The sequence below is a fragment of the Ereboglobus luteus genome (assembly GCF_003096195.1).
In the GTDB taxonomy this organism is placed as follows: domain Bacteria; phylum Verrucomicrobiota; class Verrucomicrobiia; order Opitutales; family Opitutaceae; genus Ereboglobus; species Ereboglobus luteus.
Window position 1 is genome coordinate 2,220,238 of sequence record NZ_CP023004.1, and the last position, 13,595, is coordinate 2,233,832.

General features: G+C 61.8%; 12 protein-coding genes. All 12 read right to left on the bottom strand.

Annotated elements, in window-relative coordinates:
• Positions 1–15 precede the first annotated feature (15 nt).
• A complete protein-coding gene (locus tag CKA38_RS08415; protein WP_108825071.1) occupies positions 16–1,290 on the bottom strand; it encodes a glucuronyl esterase domain-containing protein in 1,275 nt (424 codons plus the stop codon).
• 86 nt (positions 1,291–1,376) lie between these two features.
• On the bottom strand, positions 1,377–2,504 hold the full coding sequence (locus CKA38_RS08420) for a uroporphyrinogen decarboxylase family protein (RefSeq protein ID WP_108825072.1): 1,128 nt from the start codon (positions 2,502–2,504) through the stop codon (positions 1,377–1,379).
• Positions 2,505–2,730: 226 nt separating this feature from the next.
• Positions 2,731–3,918, bottom strand: a complete 1,188-nt coding sequence (locus CKA38_RS08425) for a hypothetical protein (protein ID WP_108825073.1) — start codon at positions 3,916–3,918, stop codon at positions 2,731–2,733.
• Positions 3,919–3,932: 14 nt separating this feature from the next.
• Positions 3,933–4,364: a hypothetical protein gene (locus tag CKA38_RS08430; protein ID WP_108825074.1), complete on the bottom strand. Its 432-nt coding sequence runs from the start codon at positions 4,362–4,364 to the stop codon at positions 3,933–3,935.
• A gap of 59 nt (positions 4,365–4,423) precedes the next feature.
• Complete coding sequence (locus CKA38_RS08435; RefSeq protein ID WP_152032745.1) at positions 4,424–5,050, bottom strand: hypothetical protein; 627 nt, start codon at positions 5,048–5,050, stop codon at positions 4,424–4,426.
• 32 nt (positions 5,051–5,082) lie between these two features.
• Positions 5,083–6,498, bottom strand: a complete 1,416-nt coding sequence (locus tag CKA38_RS08440; protein WP_108825076.1) for a hypothetical protein — start codon at positions 6,496–6,498, stop codon at positions 5,083–5,085.
• Positions 6,499–6,748: 250 nt separating this feature from the next.
• Positions 6,749–8,788: a hypothetical protein gene (locus CKA38_RS08445; RefSeq protein WP_108825077.1), complete on the bottom strand. Its 2,040-nt coding sequence runs from the start codon at positions 8,786–8,788 to the stop codon at positions 6,749–6,751.
• Positions 8,789–8,814: 26 nt separating this feature from the next.
• A complete protein-coding gene (locus CKA38_RS08450; protein ID WP_108825078.1) occupies positions 8,815–9,804 on the bottom strand; it encodes a tetratricopeptide repeat protein in 990 nt (329 codons plus the stop codon).
• A gap of 54 nt (positions 9,805–9,858) precedes the next feature.
• A complete protein-coding gene (locus tag CKA38_RS08455) occupies positions 9,859–10,308 on the bottom strand; it encodes a hypothetical protein (RefSeq protein ID WP_108825079.1) in 450 nt (149 codons plus the stop codon).
• A 33-nt stretch (positions 10,309–10,341) separates the two neighbouring features.
• Positions 10,342–11,139, bottom strand: coding sequence for a DUF4304 domain-containing protein (locus CKA38_RS08460; protein WP_108825080.1), 798 nt, complete (start codon positions 11,137–11,139; stop codon positions 10,342–10,344).
• A gap of 4 nt (positions 11,140–11,143) precedes the next feature.
• Positions 11,144–12,724, bottom strand: a complete 1,581-nt coding sequence (locus CKA38_RS08465) for a hypothetical protein (RefSeq protein WP_108825081.1) — start codon at positions 12,722–12,724, stop codon at positions 11,144–11,146.
• A gap of 40 nt (positions 12,725–12,764) precedes the next feature.
• A complete protein-coding gene (locus CKA38_RS08470) occupies positions 12,765–13,478 on the bottom strand; it encodes a DUF4304 domain-containing protein (RefSeq protein ID WP_161554806.1) in 714 nt (237 codons plus the stop codon).
• Between the last annotated feature and the right edge of the window lie 117 nt (positions 13,479–13,595).

Here is a 13,595-nt window from a genome sequence, read left to right on the forward strand (position 1 = left end):
CCGCTTTCGCTTTGCTCAGCGCAACCACTTGTCGGCGTAGTCGAGCCAGGCGCGCCAGTCCTCGTGCGTCATGTCGTGCTTGCCCTCGCGGATGAAAAATCCGAGGCGCGAGTCGATCAGTTTTCCCGTGGCGGGCATTTCGGTGACACCGGCGCGCAGGCCTTCTTTTGCGACGAGTTGGTAAACGGGATCGGCGGCGCGGAGCATGGCGAGCTGGCCGGGCGGGTTTGCCCACACGTCCTTGGTCGCGCAAGAAATGAGCACGGGGCGCGGCGCGCAGAGCGCGATGAGTGCGTGCTGGTCGAAGGGCAGTTTTTCGGGCGCCCCGGCGAACGTGGAAAAGTTTTGGCAGAACCAGTGCGGGAAACGCGAGGTGATCGCGGCGACGGTTTCCACGCGGGGGCGGCCCTTGGGGCCGGGCTTGGCGTCGTCGGCTGACACGCGGCTGGGCGCGGTGCCGCCGCAACCGGCCTGGTTGGGGATGACGAGCGCGAAGCGTTCGTCGAACGCGGCGGCGAGGAGCGCGGCCTTGCCGTTGCGCGAATGGCCCACGATGGCGACGCGGCGCGTGTCGATTCCGGGAATGTCTTTCAGGCAGTCAAACATGCGCGAGTAACCCCACGCCCACGCCATGATTGTGCCGGGGGCGTTGGGCGCGTCGGGGTTGACACCGGCGGCCTTGGCGAAGCGCTTGAGCGCTTCTTTTGCGGGTGCGGGTGAGTCGACCATGATGTCGCCGTTGAAGAAACAGGCGAGGGCGTAACCGCGGTCGATGATCTGCTCGACGGGCCACCTGGAGGCTCGCGAGCCGCGTTTTCCCTCCGAGCCGTCGGCCGGCATTTTGATGAGCGGATCGGCGAGGAGTGTGTAAACGGGCTGGAAGCTCATGCCGAGAAAACACGGAGCGGGGCGCGTTTGTTTGTTGGGCACGATGACGAGCAGGTGGACGGGGTTGGCGGCGAGTGTGGTGTCGACCGAGATTTCGCGGAGCGTGGCCTTGCCGCCGAGCGCGTTTTTGTCCTCGCGGATAATGGTGGCGACGGGCGCGACTTCCCTGGGGCGCAGGCCGTATTCGTAGTTTTGAAACAGGGCGCGAAGACCGGGCGCGCGCTTGGCGTGCCAGTCCTTCGCGGTCGTGATGCGCGGGCCGTCGGTTATGACAAGCGGGTCGGGCGGCGTTGGCGAGGCGGGGAGTTTTTCAGGCGGGGGAAGCGCGATGGCGCGCGCGGCGAGGAGCGCGAGGGTGGCAAACGCGCAAAGGCGCGCGATGCGTCGGGCAACAGTGTTCATGTGTCGGGATGATGTTTGGGAAAGGGATTGCGTAAAGCGCAAGGTTCCGGCGCGCGAAGATCCCGGCTCACCGGGGACGGTTTGTGCTACCGGCAGAATGTCGCGCGCATGCGGTCGGCGTAGTAGCGGACGTTGTCCCATGTGGCCTCCAGCGAGATGCGGTGGTCGGGGCAGGGGATGTAGCCGCCGAGATCGACGAGCGGTTTGATGCGCTCGATTTCTGCGTCGATGGCGGCGCGGTCCTCGCCGAGCACGCTTTTGCGGACGCCGCCGACGCCGCGCAGTTCGCGTCCGTATTTTTCGCGCCACGGGGCGATGCTTGCGTCCCAAGTGCCGACTTCGATCGGGAACATGATGTTCACGCCGTTCGCGAACCAGGCTGGGATGAGTTTGTCGATGAGGCCGTCGCTATCGACCGAGAAGAGGTTCACGCCGTGCGCCTTCGCCATGTCGGTTATTTTTTTATAATGCGGTGCGACGTATTTTTCAAAGGTGGCGGGGTTTATGAGCGGGCCGTTTTTGAAACAGATGTCCTCCCAAAAATGCAGGAAGTCCACACGCAGTCCGGCCTCGAGCACAGCCTTCACCGTTTCGAAGGAGAGGTTTGCGACGGTGTCGATGATTTCGATGAAGAGGTCCTCGTCGTCGACTTGAAGATAACTGAGCGCCTCGACACCGATCATGTCGCGCGCGTAGCCGAACATGCTGCCGGCATAAACGCCGAAGGGCGCGTCGGTGGTTTCTTCGCTGAGTTGTTTCCAGCGCGCGAGTTCGCCGGGCGTGCCGTGGCGCGCGGGGCCGGATTGGAGGCGCGGTTTGTAGAGTTCCTCCCACGCCTCGCGTCCGGTCATGAGCGTGCCGATGGTGGCGGGGATGGTGGTCGTGTTGGGATCGGTTTCCTCGATGAGGCCGTCGGGATTTATATAACGAATGACGCCGTTGGGGTGTGTTTCGAGAATCTTCTTTTCGAAGAAAGGATGCACTTTGTGCTTGGGCGTGAGCTGGTGTCCCCAGCAGAAATCGAAGCCGAGTTTGTCGCAGATGATTTTGTCGTATTCGTTTTTGTCGAAATAGAATTCGGCCTCGTCGGCGGTGAGGTGTCCCTCCTTGTGCCATTTAGCGAGGAGCTCGGTCCAGTAGCCGAAATGCACGACGGGCATTTGGTCGTAGTTTTGATAATTAAAAACAGCGAGGGTGCGTTCGCGGGTGTTCATGCAATGACGGTGAACTGTGCGTCGGACGGCGATTCGCTCAATCACGGTTGCAAGTTTACAGTCCCACGTTTGCGCAATGGGGGTTGTTGCGGCGTGCGGGCGCGGTGAACTGTAGGGGCGCGCCTTGCGCGCGACCTCGTGTGCGGAAGACTGCTTGCGTGCGCATTCACAAAGCGGGTTGGCGCGAGGGCGCACGCAAGGTGCGCCCCTACAGTTTCGGCGCGGGTTATTTGATCCATCCGTCCTTTTTATATTCGGCGAGGGTGGCGGCGATGTGGCGCTTGTATTCGGGCGCGAGCGGGCAATTCGCTCCGGCGCCGGATGCCGCGATCATGACGGTGTCGGCGGACATGGAGATCATGACTGTTTGCGAGGGCGCGCGATTTGGGCCGAGACACACAATCTGCAAAACACCGCCGCGAATCAGCATGCAGTAGAAATCGGATTGCTCGGCGATGTTGCGGATGTAGCCGCGCGCAATGTCGAGCTCCCTGCCGACGAGATTGTTTTTTTCGACAAGGCCGCGCAGGAGGGTGTTGAGCGCCGCGGTGTTGTGCCAGAGTTCAAATTGCGCGGTCTTTTTGTCGTTTTTTGTGTCGGAAAAACTCTTCTCGTCGGGATATGGCAGGTCGTCGCCGGGCGCCGCCGTATCGGTCGGCGTTTTGCCTTCGAGCAACTGATGGAGCTCTGTGAAAAACTCGGGCGCGGGATGGATGTTCAGGTGAAGACTGCCTTCGGGGTTCACGCCGTGGCGGCTGATGATGACACGCCGCGCAGCAAGCGAGATTTCGCACTGCAGCGAAGGGGTGCCGTAGTAGAGTTTGCCGGAGGGCGCGTCGCACGCGACGAGGTGCGGGTCGTTGCCGGGGAGTTCGTGCGTGTGCTTGTATTTGTCCCAGGCGAGGCGGTGGCGCCGCAGGCGGGCGCGATCAATGGTGTCGAGGTGCGGCTCGGCGAGTTCCACGAGTTGCGCAAAAGTGATGCGCGGCGCCACGGCGTCGTCGAGGTCGATGTATTGGGTTTCGTCGAGGACGATTTCCGGCCCCTCGCCCGCCTCGTTTCCGGTGAGGCCGACGCGCAGTTCGCGAAGAAATTCCACGCAGGATTCGTCCATCGTGAGCGCGATTTCCGCGCCGCCGGGCGATTTCAAAACCGCCTGCCGCGTGTCCGGTGTGAGCGTGCAAGTGTATTCGTGCGGACCGGCGGCGTCGCTGTAACCGCGCACAATGACGGTCGCCTTGCCGCCGACGAGAAGGTGCTCGCGGTCGCAACGCTCGCGGCACTCGTCCGCGAACGCGCCGGCCGCCTCGATGTCGCCCGCGCAGTTGGCAATGACAAAGCCCATTATTTCGTCGAGCGTGATGTCGTCGAGGTCGTCGTTTGTATATTTGTTGGTGTTATTGTGTTCGGGCATGGGTGAATGACTGGTTAATCCCAGCATACGGTGAAAACTTGAAATCCCGGCTTTGGTTTTGGCGCGGAGGGATGTTCGCCGTAGGGCCAGCCTTTAATGACACCGTCGGCTTCAAGTCCGGCGATCCATGCGGCGACAGCATCCTGGGTCGCATTTGCGAGGATGTGTATGTTTTCCGCGGCAGGCCACGTGGCGGAATCTTCGAGCGCCATGTCCCAGTCGGAATGCATGCCGACAAAAACGCCCTGCACTTCGGGGCGTTGTTCGATTGTTTGAAAACGCTTGTATAAATCGGCAAGCGAGGGGCGTCCGTAACCGACTTGATTCGGGGCAATGCACTCCTCTTCGGTGTTGCCTGAAAAATATTCGTCGAGCGTGACAACCGGAAGCTTGTCGGGTGCCTGCGCGTGGAGTTGTTGCAGTTTGGCGAGTAGTTTTTCTCTCATGTCAAAAGTGATGCGGGTGTTTTGCGGGACGTTGAACAGTGGCGACGGCGGTCTTGCGGTTATGATTGAGCGAGGGATTTCGCGTGAGTGGCGATATTATAAACACCGAGGGTGCCGCCGTTTTTCCATTCGGCGAGCGCGCCGGGGAGGACGGGGCGCGAGCCGAGTTTGGCGACGGCGCGCTTGCGGATTTCGCGGTTCAGGCGCGAGGAGAAGGAGGTGATTTTTTTGTAATCCCACGCGCTGGGATTGCCCAGGTTGTTGCTCACCGCGGCCCATGTCTCGGCGCGTTTTTGGCTGTTGTGGTTGGTGTGCGAATTGTCGAGGAAACGTTTGTTGTGTCGCGGAACGGAGAGGTAGAGCTGCACGAGGCTCCAACCCTCCATTGCGTAACGATAACGGAAACCGCAGCGTGCTTGCGCGTCGGGGTTGATGTCGATGCGGCGCGGTTTGGGCATCGGGCCGGAACCGTTGACGTGGAGTTGGAGATACACGCTGTGCCACGGAACGCCGTTTGTGTAGGTGCGCTTGAACTCATCCATGATTTCGGCGGCGGAGGTGAAGCGGCGGAGCGGGTTTTCGCCGATGGAAGAGAGCTCGTAAATGGAGCAGGTATTTTCCGCGAGGAGCCATTCGAGGAGCGGCGCGTGGTCGGCGGCGGTGGCGTAGAAATCGCAGTTGGGCATGGTTTGGCGCGGGGAGATTTGCGGTGGCTGCGTCATTCGAGCCACGTGGATTTTTTGCAGGCTTTGAGCACGTCGATGAGGTGGGTTTTGAAGGCGGGCGTCAGGGGGATGGTGACGCCGGAACCGGAACCCGTGATAGTGGCCGTGCCGGCGGGAATCGAGATGATGACGCATTGCGTGATGTTGCTTTTCGCACCGAGACAGACGATTTGCAGAGTGCCGCCGCGGATAAACATGCAGTAGAGGTCGGACTGGTTTGGGATTTCGCGGACAAAGCGTTTCGCGGCGTCCAATTCTTTCGCGAGCAAGCCGCCTTTTTCAATCAGGCCGCGGAGGATGGCGTTGATTGTTTTTGTGTCATGCCAGAGTTCGAATTGCGGCTGTTTCCTGTCGTTTCGTTTTTTGTTCTTGAATAGGTTTTCGTCGGGATAAGCGAGGTCGGCGGTTGCGGCGGCGGGCGCGGTTTCGCCGGTGACGAGCCGGTCGATGGTTTCGAAGAACGCGGGGGCGGGGTGGAGTTCGTGGTGCGTGCCGGATTCGTTGTCGTAGTCGTGGCGGCTGATTGAGACGGTGCGCGTGGCGGGGGAAACGCGGCAGTGCAGCGAGGGCGCCTTGAGATAGAGTCTGCCGGCGGTGATGTCGCAGGCGACGAGCATGACGCCACCGGTGTCGGGGAGGGCGTGCTCGTGCGCGAATCGTTTCCAGTCGTCGGCGTGTTTTTGCAGGATCGTTTGCTCGCCGGGCGGAAGCGCGGGTGCGAGGTGTCCGGCGATTTGGGCGAAGGTGACGCGCGGCGGCGCGGCAAGGCCGAGATCGATATGCGGGTTTTCGGCGAGGACGATTTCGGGACCCGCGTCGGGTTCGTCATCAACGAGTCCTTTGCGCAGGGCGCTGATGAAGTCCGCGAAGTCCTTGCTTATTGTGAGCGTGACTTCGGCGCCGTCGGGGGATTTGAGGACGGCTTTGCGCGCGGCGGGGGTGATGACGCAGTGGTATTCGCGGGTGTCGCCGGGGCGCGTGCTGCCCCGGACGATGGTCGTGGTGTTTGGCCCCGTGATGATGCGCGAGTGGCCGGTGTGTTTGCGGCAGGCGGTTTCGATCGAGAGGGCGGCGTCCATGTCGCCGGTGGCCCCGGCGAGGAGCATGTCAACCATGCCGTTGGTGGAAAAATCGGAGTCGTCCTCGTGGCGCTTGTTTTTGTTTTCGTTCATGGACGCGGGGACGCCGGGTGTTTGGGCTGAAAGGGGGGTGGATTCGAAAATGAAAAACAGGGCGGTCATGAGCGCGATGTGCAGGAGGAACATCGCGAGCGTGAAGATTTTGCCCGATGCGACGCGGTGCATTTCCGCCTGCCGGTGGCGGCGGAACAGCGTTTTTCGCCCCAATAGATACAACGGGATTGTCACGATGAGCGGGGTCAGAAAATACAGGAATTCTTTTGTGAGCATGGTTCGGACGATTTGCGTTTCACGCGGTGGAGTGGCCGCAACCGGATGGAATAGCCGCTCTACGAGTCTGCGAGTGGCCTGACAAAAGGCGCAAGAGGCGCGAAGATAGATGGCGAATTTTTGGCCGCAAAAAATTCCGTCCGGCAAACGAATATTGCGATGCGCCCATGGGCGCGCGGGAGATGTGAGTTTGGGTTAAGGTCATTTTGTCAGGCCGCTCGGCTTCACTTCGTAGGGTGGCTAGGCGTATTCATGCGCCGGGGAGCGGCGGGGGCTGGGGCGGGCAGAGGGTTGTGATTTGGGCGAGGGCGTCGTGGACCGGCTTGGCGGCGGGCGAGGTCCAGCGGGCTGCGAGGTGGCGGATGTCGGCGAGGAGCGCGGGGATTCGGTGCGCGGCGTTTTTGTTTTTCAGGTCGATGGCGTAGTTGCGCGCGGCGTTGGATTGGCGGAGCGCGATTTCGAGTCCGATGGGGTTGCCGTTTTCGAGGGCGGGATTGCCTTCGTGAATGCGCGAGAGGACGACGAGGTCGCGGTATTTGGTTTCGGCACGGGGAAAATCGCCGGCGTCGGAGTGGTCGTAGTGGAGGTTGTAGGCGGCTTTCGCGAGGCGCAGCGCGGCGGTGGTGTGCGGCGGGTTTTTCTGCACGAGCTGGCGGAGCACGGCGTAGAGGCGCTCGGCGGCGGTGATGTCCTTCGCATCGGAGGCGATGACGATGAGGTTGTAGAGTGTTTTGGAATAGGCCGGGTTGCTCGCGAGTGTTTCGGGGACGTGTTGCGAGAGGAATTTCTCGACTGCGGCGATGCCGCTGTTTTTTGCGAGGTTGGTTGCGATCTGGTCTGTGGCGTCGGCGAGGTTTTCGACGGCGGCCGCGGAGTCGGGGTGTTGCGCGGCGAGGGCGGCGAGATCGGCGTGGCGGGCGGCGGCGGTTGCGGTGTCGCCGGTGTTGACGTAATCAACGATGAGGTTGTGGAGCGTCAGGGCGTGAAGGGCGGCGAGGTTCGCGAGGGTGGATGCGCCGGTGTCGGGATTGCGTTTCGCAGTGTCGAGGAGGTCGGCGATTTTGCGCGTGTGGCGTTCCGCGTCGGGCATGCGGGAGGCGCTGCCGTAGGCATTGGCAAGGGCGGCGGAGGCTTGCGCGAGGTTTTCGACGGGTTCGGTGTCATCGTGTTTTTCGGGCGCGCCGGCATCCCGTTTCGCGATCGCGTGACGCTCGAACGCGGCGTGGTGTTTTTCGGCGTCGGCGAAACGGCGCTCGCGGATGGCGGAGGTGATTTGCGCGTAGAGCGCGCGGGAAAACTGGGGCGCGCAGTGTTGCGGATAACGGTCGGCGAGGCGTTCGAGGTCGCGGTATTTTTCGGCGGCGGCCGCGGGTTCGTCTGAAAGATTGTAGTGGTTGCAGAGCGCGATGGCGGCGTCGGCAAAATGGCGGGCGATGCGGGGCTCGGCATCGGCGAGAGGCGCGCAGAGTTCGCGCATGGCGGCGTAGTGGGTTTCGGCCGCGGCGATTTCGGTGGGATCGCTTGGCGCGGGGTTTTCGCCGGTGTTGCTCGGGGACGCGCTTGTCTCGACAAGGTGCGCGAGCGCGCGGATTTGCATGTGGCGGAGGTTGTGTTGCGCGGGTGGCGGCAGCGCGTCGATGTGCTTTTGGATAAACGCTTCGAGCGTGTGATACGCGGCGCGGGCTGAATCGAGTTCGTCGGTGTCGGCGCAAGAATAAATCCGGGTCAGGTGCGCTTGGGCGAGCCGCTGGGTGATGTGCGCGCTGGCGGGGTGGCGGTCGTGGTGCGCGGCAAGCTGGCCGTGGATGGTGTCGGCCGCGCGGTGTTCCCCTCGGGTGATGTAGTGGTGGATTTGGTTAAAATAGGCGTCGGCGATTTCCTCGGAGAGATCGTGCTCGGGATTTTTTTCGGCGAGGGCGAGAAGCGCTTGGTAGGGGATGGCGGCGCGCGCGGGGTCGGCGTCCTCGGCGGTGAGCCAGGCGTCGTGGTGATGCGCGAGTGCGTTGGCGTAATCCTCGATGATGCGCGGATTGGCGGGATGGCGTTCGTGGAGGCGGCGGAGCGCGTCGAGGTGCGGCTCGGCGTCGAACGGCGCGTCGTAGTCGTCGAAGGCTTCGAGGAGCTGGCGGTGCGCGCCGGCGAGGAATTCGTCGTTTTGCACGGAGGGTTCGGCGACGCACTGGCGCTCAAAGTCGGCGAGCGTTTGGCGGGCCTCGGCGAACTCAGTGTCGTCGCAGATTTCAATTTGTTCGGCGATGATGCCGGGGAGTGAGAGCGGGTTGATGGACATGAGGCGGGCGGTGGGTTTCAGACGTTTCAGGCGAGCCGGGCAATGCGGCAGTTTTGGCAGAGCGGGTGCGTGTCGAGGAACGGCTTTGCCTTTGCCTGCATCGCATCGGCTCCGCCCTCGCCGTAAAAATACAGCGCGACTTCCCTCGGGCCGTTCCAATGGCTGAACACGAGCGTGCCGTTGTTTCCGAGGAGGCGGTGCAATTCGTCGGCGACCTCGTTGACGTTGTGTTTTTGCCACACTTCGGGCGGCTGGTCCGCGTGGTTTATATAAACCGCGAATCCCTCCAGTTTTCCGATCGGGTATTCCACTTCGGTGCCGCCGGCGAGGGCGCGGTATTTGAGTTTGGAGCCTTTAGCGATATCGAGTTTTTTGGCGGTGGTCAGGATTGTTTCGATAATTTCAGGCGAGTCCTCCGCGAGTTTAATTTCAATGTCGCAGGATATGATTTCCCCCTCGGGCGAGAGTTGCGAGCCGCCGCCGTTCACGTAGCCGAGGCCCTTGTCGCGGAGCATGAAGTCGAGCCCGTCCTCCAGTCGCATGGTGCGGGCGTTCGGTTGCAGGCGCATGTTGAGCGCGAGTGTCGCAATGGCCTTGGCGACAAATGCCGTCCGCGCTTCGCCGTCCGTGTTTTTGCCTTCGGGTTTCGCGTCCAGGTGCTGCTTCGCGGCCTTCTTTGCCCAGAGCAGCATTTGATACGTGTCGGGATGGTCGTCGCCGAGCGCGATTGCGCGCTCGAAATGCGGAATGGGATCCGCCTCGCGGTCCAAATAATATAATGAATAGGCGACGCGGTAATGCCACAGCGCGTCGTCGCGCCCCTGCTCGCGCACGGATTCCAGAATTTCAAGCGCGTCCCCGTAGCGGCTGAGGTTGTTAAGCGCGCGGGCGAGCATGCAGGACAGGTCGAAGTCGCGCCCGGTTTCAGGCAGCGCGCGCACGGCGTCCTCGATCTCCTGATGGTTTCCGTCGGCGTGCCATTGTTCGATTTGTTTTAATAATGTTTCGCGATTCATATTGGGAAAAATATGGAGGTTGAGAATATACTTATGCGATGGAGGGATTTGTTTTCACTGTTTGTTTTTGCTAAACAAATCCATCCATTTATATAAATCGTCGTGCAGCTCATAATCGCGTCCCGGGTTGGCGCGGGCGGTCATGTCCTTGGTTCGGAATTGGAGTTTCCATTTTCCGGCGGGAGTTTGGTCGAATGTCAGAAGCGTGCTAAAAAGGATGCCTTCAAGTGATTCGCGAAGCAGGTTTTTTATTGTTTGCTTGGTGTCGTTGTCGAGTTTGGCGAGCGCGGTTCGGCGGGCGGTGTCTTTTTTGGCGGTTTCGCTTGAGGGTCTGGCGTAAGGCGCCGGCGGCTGCGGATTGTCTATATAATCAAATCCGCGTGCGAGCCAGTAATCGAGTTTTTCGACGAGCAGCGAGCCAAGGTAGAGATTGACGGCTTCGTCCGGGGCGTCGGGGATTTCTATATTATGCGTGCGCAGATGCGCGTGGATTTCGGCTTTCATGATTTTGAATATGTGTGCGACGCGGCGTGCGTTTTATTCTTTTGGAAATTCGATGCCTTCGGCGAGGAGATAACGGATGCGGCAGCCGAAGAAGCCGCTGTGGTTTATTTTGAGCGGCGACTCGTCGCGCGCCGCGGCGAAGTCTTTGTGAAGATTGGCGCGGGCCTTGGGATGCAGTGTTTTTATATAAGCAGCGAGCGCACGCGCGGTTTGTTCCCTGCTTGCGAAGCAGAGGAGGAGCTCGGCGGGGAAATTCTCGACGTGACAATCGGGAAAAACGCCGGTTTCGACAATGCGCCCGACGAGGCGCGGGATATCCTCGCATTGGGCGAACCACGGGAGCGCGTGGCGGGTGATGCGGTCGGTGACCTCGGCAATGGCGGCGGCGCGAGTGTGCTCGTGCGCGAGTTCCCATGCGACCCAGGCGCGTTTGCCTGGCTCGGCGAGGTAGCCGAGTTGAGTGCCGGCGATGTTGCCGTTGCCCTGGTATGTCCGGCCGTGGCGCGCCCAGAGCGCGGTTTCCCATTTCTTGACGACGGGCGAGGAAATGGAGGTGTGGACGAGGAGCCTGATGTGCTGGCCGGGGATGTTGTTGTGGCTCGACTGAAATGAAATGCGATAGGTGAATTGTTTGTCCCGGCTCTTGGCTGTGAAGTGCGGGCCTGATTTTGAGAACTTGTAGCCGCGTGGCTCGAAGGCGGCGGCGATGGCGGCGCAGGCTTCCATGTAAACGGCGCGGGTGTCCTGCGCGTTGGACGGACGTCCGGCGAAGCGGGCGCGGGCGGCGCGGAGGTGTTGTCGGACATGATGTGTGGAATTTGCGGGTGGCAATTTTTCAAAAATCGCGGAGTTCGTCGAAGAGGGAGGAGAGTTTGGCGATGTCGATGTTTGCGGCGGGGTGGCGACGGGCGGCTTCGGCGAGGAGGTTGTCAACGACCTCGCAGATGGTTTCGCGTTCCTCGGTTTCGATCCAGTTGGTGCGCTTGTCCCATGTGTTGAAGGCGGCGGCCCAGTCGCGGACGAGTTGCTCCAGGTATTCGGGGAGCGCGGGGGCGGCGTCGGGCGAGTCGAGACGGACGCGGAGCTCGGCGCGTGTTTTTTTGTAGAGGGCGGCGGCGCGACGGGCGTTGGCGGGCGTGACAAATTCGTCGCCATCCCATGCGCGGAAGGGGTTGTCCAGATTGTCGGCAAGCCATTCGGGAGCGCGGGGTTTGCGGACTTGCAGGTCGAGGCGCGCGGTTTTTTTGAGCGGGGCGTAGTTTTTTTTGATGTGCGTGGCGACGTCGGCGGGGATGCTTTCGAGCCAGAGTTCGGCGAGGCGCGGATGAGTGCCGGGCGGCGGAATGTCGGCGGGCGCGTAGCCGAAGAGGTCGTCAATGTAGAGGCTGCGCAGTTTGGGGAGGCGGGAGATTGCGGAGACGTTTTGAAGCGTTCCGGGTTTGCCTGCGATGCTCAGGGTTTCGAGCGCGGGGTGCCGCGCGACGATGAGGGCGAGGTCGAGTTTGTCGATGCCTTCGATGCGGATGGTGGCAAGCCTGGGCAGTCCGGGGTCGGCGCGGTCGGTGTCGGCGATGGATGGCGGCGCGTTGAGGCGGATGCGCGCGCCGCCGTCGTGCGCGTGGATGCGGAGGCGCGGGTGGAGCGTGCCGGTGAGCTTGAGGGAACAGAGGTTGTCGTGAAGGTGGAGCGTTTCGAGGCCGGTGGCGTCGAGTTCGAGGTCGTGAACGTGGGGCACGCCGCGAAAGTCGAGCGCGCGCGCGCCGTGCGCGTTCCAGATGACGCGGTGGAGAAGATCGTGCGTGCGGAGATAGGCGATGAGGTCGGGGCGCGGTCCGCGGGCTTCGAGTTCGAGAAGGCGCGGGAGCTTGTCGAGCTCGGCGAGGTTGGCGAGGCCGTCGAGCAACCCGGGGCCGGCATGGGTGAAAGTGTCGCGGACAGTTTGACCGGCGAGGGTGAATTCACGTCCGCTGCCGCGGGCGGCTTCGAAGCGGCGGAGGCGTTCGGGATCGCGGGCGCGCCAGTCGGCCTCCTGCTCGGCGGCCTGGCTGGAGGGCGGCGGCCAGCCTCCGAACGAGGTTGTTTGTTTCGTAACGAGGGAAGGGCGGTTGGCGATGAATTGAAATGTCGCGGGAACGACGGACGGGGTTACGATGCGGTAATCCAAGCCGTGGCCCCAGTAGTAGCGCGTGTTATTAAGCGGCCGCATGGCGGCGAGATCGGCCTCGGTCGGGAGCGCGTCGCCGACCCAGTCGAGCGAGAGGAGCGCGAGGGTCTTGCCGCCCCGCGCGTGAGGGCTGGCGTTTTCGGTGAGGGTGATTTGGTAGGCGCAATAGCGTCCGGTGTCGGCGCTGCGTTGCGCAAAGATGTCGCCGGGGCGGGGGGCGATTTTGCGTGTGGATTGCGGCAATGTCGGCATTGGGTTGGATGGGGAGAGTGTTTGTTTTTGGTTTATATGATTATGCCGGGGCTTGCAGTTTTATACCAAGACGGCTGGCGATGAGGTTGATGGTTTTTGCAAACGGGGAACCGGCGTTTTCCTTGAGCGCGTTTAAGAGAATTTCACGGGCGGCCTCTGGCTGGCGCTTTTCGACAAGGAGAATTGCCGCGATGAGCGGACGTTGCGCATCGGACGCGCTGTGGACAAAGCCTCCGGTGCGAACGCGATCAAGTATGGCTTGCGAATCGGGGTATTGGGCAAAAAAGGGCAGCGCGTGTTTGATGAGGGCGCGTGATATTTCGGTGAAGAGCGCGTCGAGGTTGGTGTCTGCGTTGACATCCCACCATTTGTCGTTCCCGGCGGGGAGTTGTTGGCCGAGTCGCCGCAGGATTGGCCATGGCGCGCTGCCGGGGTTTTTGGGGAAAGGCAGGTTTGTCCAATGCGTGTGGAGCCACTGGCTTGTCACAATGAGGTTGATGGTGAAGCGCCCCTCGTGGCGGTCGCCCCATTGCGACGATTGGAAATTGATGGCGTGATAAAGGCCGTCCGGCATAAGACGGTGGAGGTGCGGCGACTGGAGCTTGAAGCCGTGCGGGGCGAGCGCGGCGGCGCATTGTTTGCTGATTTGGCGAATGGCCCGCCGGGTGGTGCTTGTGTTCATGGGCGGAGGATCGGCAGGGGTGGCGGCGGGGTGGCGACGGGCGGCTTTATCGGAGGGTTTGGACGCGGGCATGGCAGACATCGGAAATGACGCGCGCGGATGAATGGCGCAATACGCGGTGTGCGTTTTGGGAATTTTCCGAGAATTTCCACGAGGCATAGCGGGCTGCGCCACGACGCTTGAGCGTGC

What these genes read in the sequence shown, in the direction of transcription:
- CKA38_RS08415 (WP_108825071.1), bottom strand. Translation starts at nt 1,290, where the DNA reads ATGAACACTGTTGCCCGACGCATCGCGCGCCTTTGCGCGTTTGCCACC.
- CKA38_RS08420 (WP_108825072.1), bottom strand. Translation starts at nt 2,504, where the DNA reads ATGAACACCCGCGAACGCACCCTCGCTGTTTTTAATTATCAAAACTAC.
- CKA38_RS08425 (WP_108825073.1), bottom strand. Translation starts at nt 3,918, where the DNA reads ATGCCCGAACACAATAACACCAACAAATATACAAACGACGACCTCGAC.
- CKA38_RS08430 (WP_108825074.1), bottom strand. Translation starts at nt 4,364, where the DNA reads ATGAGAGAAAAACTACTCGCCAAACTGCAACAACTCCACGCGCAGGCA.
- CKA38_RS08435 (WP_152032745.1), bottom strand. Translation starts at nt 5,050, where the DNA reads ATGCCCAACTGCGATTTCTACGCCACCGCCGCCGACCACGCGCCGCTC.
- CKA38_RS08440 (WP_108825076.1), bottom strand. Translation starts at nt 6,498, where the DNA reads ATGCTCACAAAAGAATTCCTGTATTTTCTGACCCCGCTCATCGTGACA.
- CKA38_RS08445 (WP_108825077.1), bottom strand. Translation starts at nt 8,788, where the DNA reads ATGTCCATCAACCCGCTCTCACTCCCCGGCATCATCGCCGAACAAATT.
- CKA38_RS08450 (WP_108825078.1), bottom strand. Translation starts at nt 9,804, where the DNA reads ATGAATCGCGAAACATTATTAAAACAAATCGAACAATGGCACGCCGAC.
- CKA38_RS08455 (WP_108825079.1), bottom strand. Translation starts at nt 10,308, where the DNA reads ATGAAAGCCGAAATCCACGCGCATCTGCGCACGCATAATATAGAAATC.
- CKA38_RS08465 (WP_108825081.1), bottom strand. Translation starts at nt 12,724, where the DNA reads ATGCCGACATTGCCGCAATCCACACGCAAAATCGCCCCCCGCCCCGGC.
- CKA38_RS08470 (WP_161554806.1), bottom strand. Translation starts at nt 13,478, where the DNA reads ATGCCCGCGTCCAAACCCTCCGATAAAGCCGCCCGTCGCCACCCCGCC.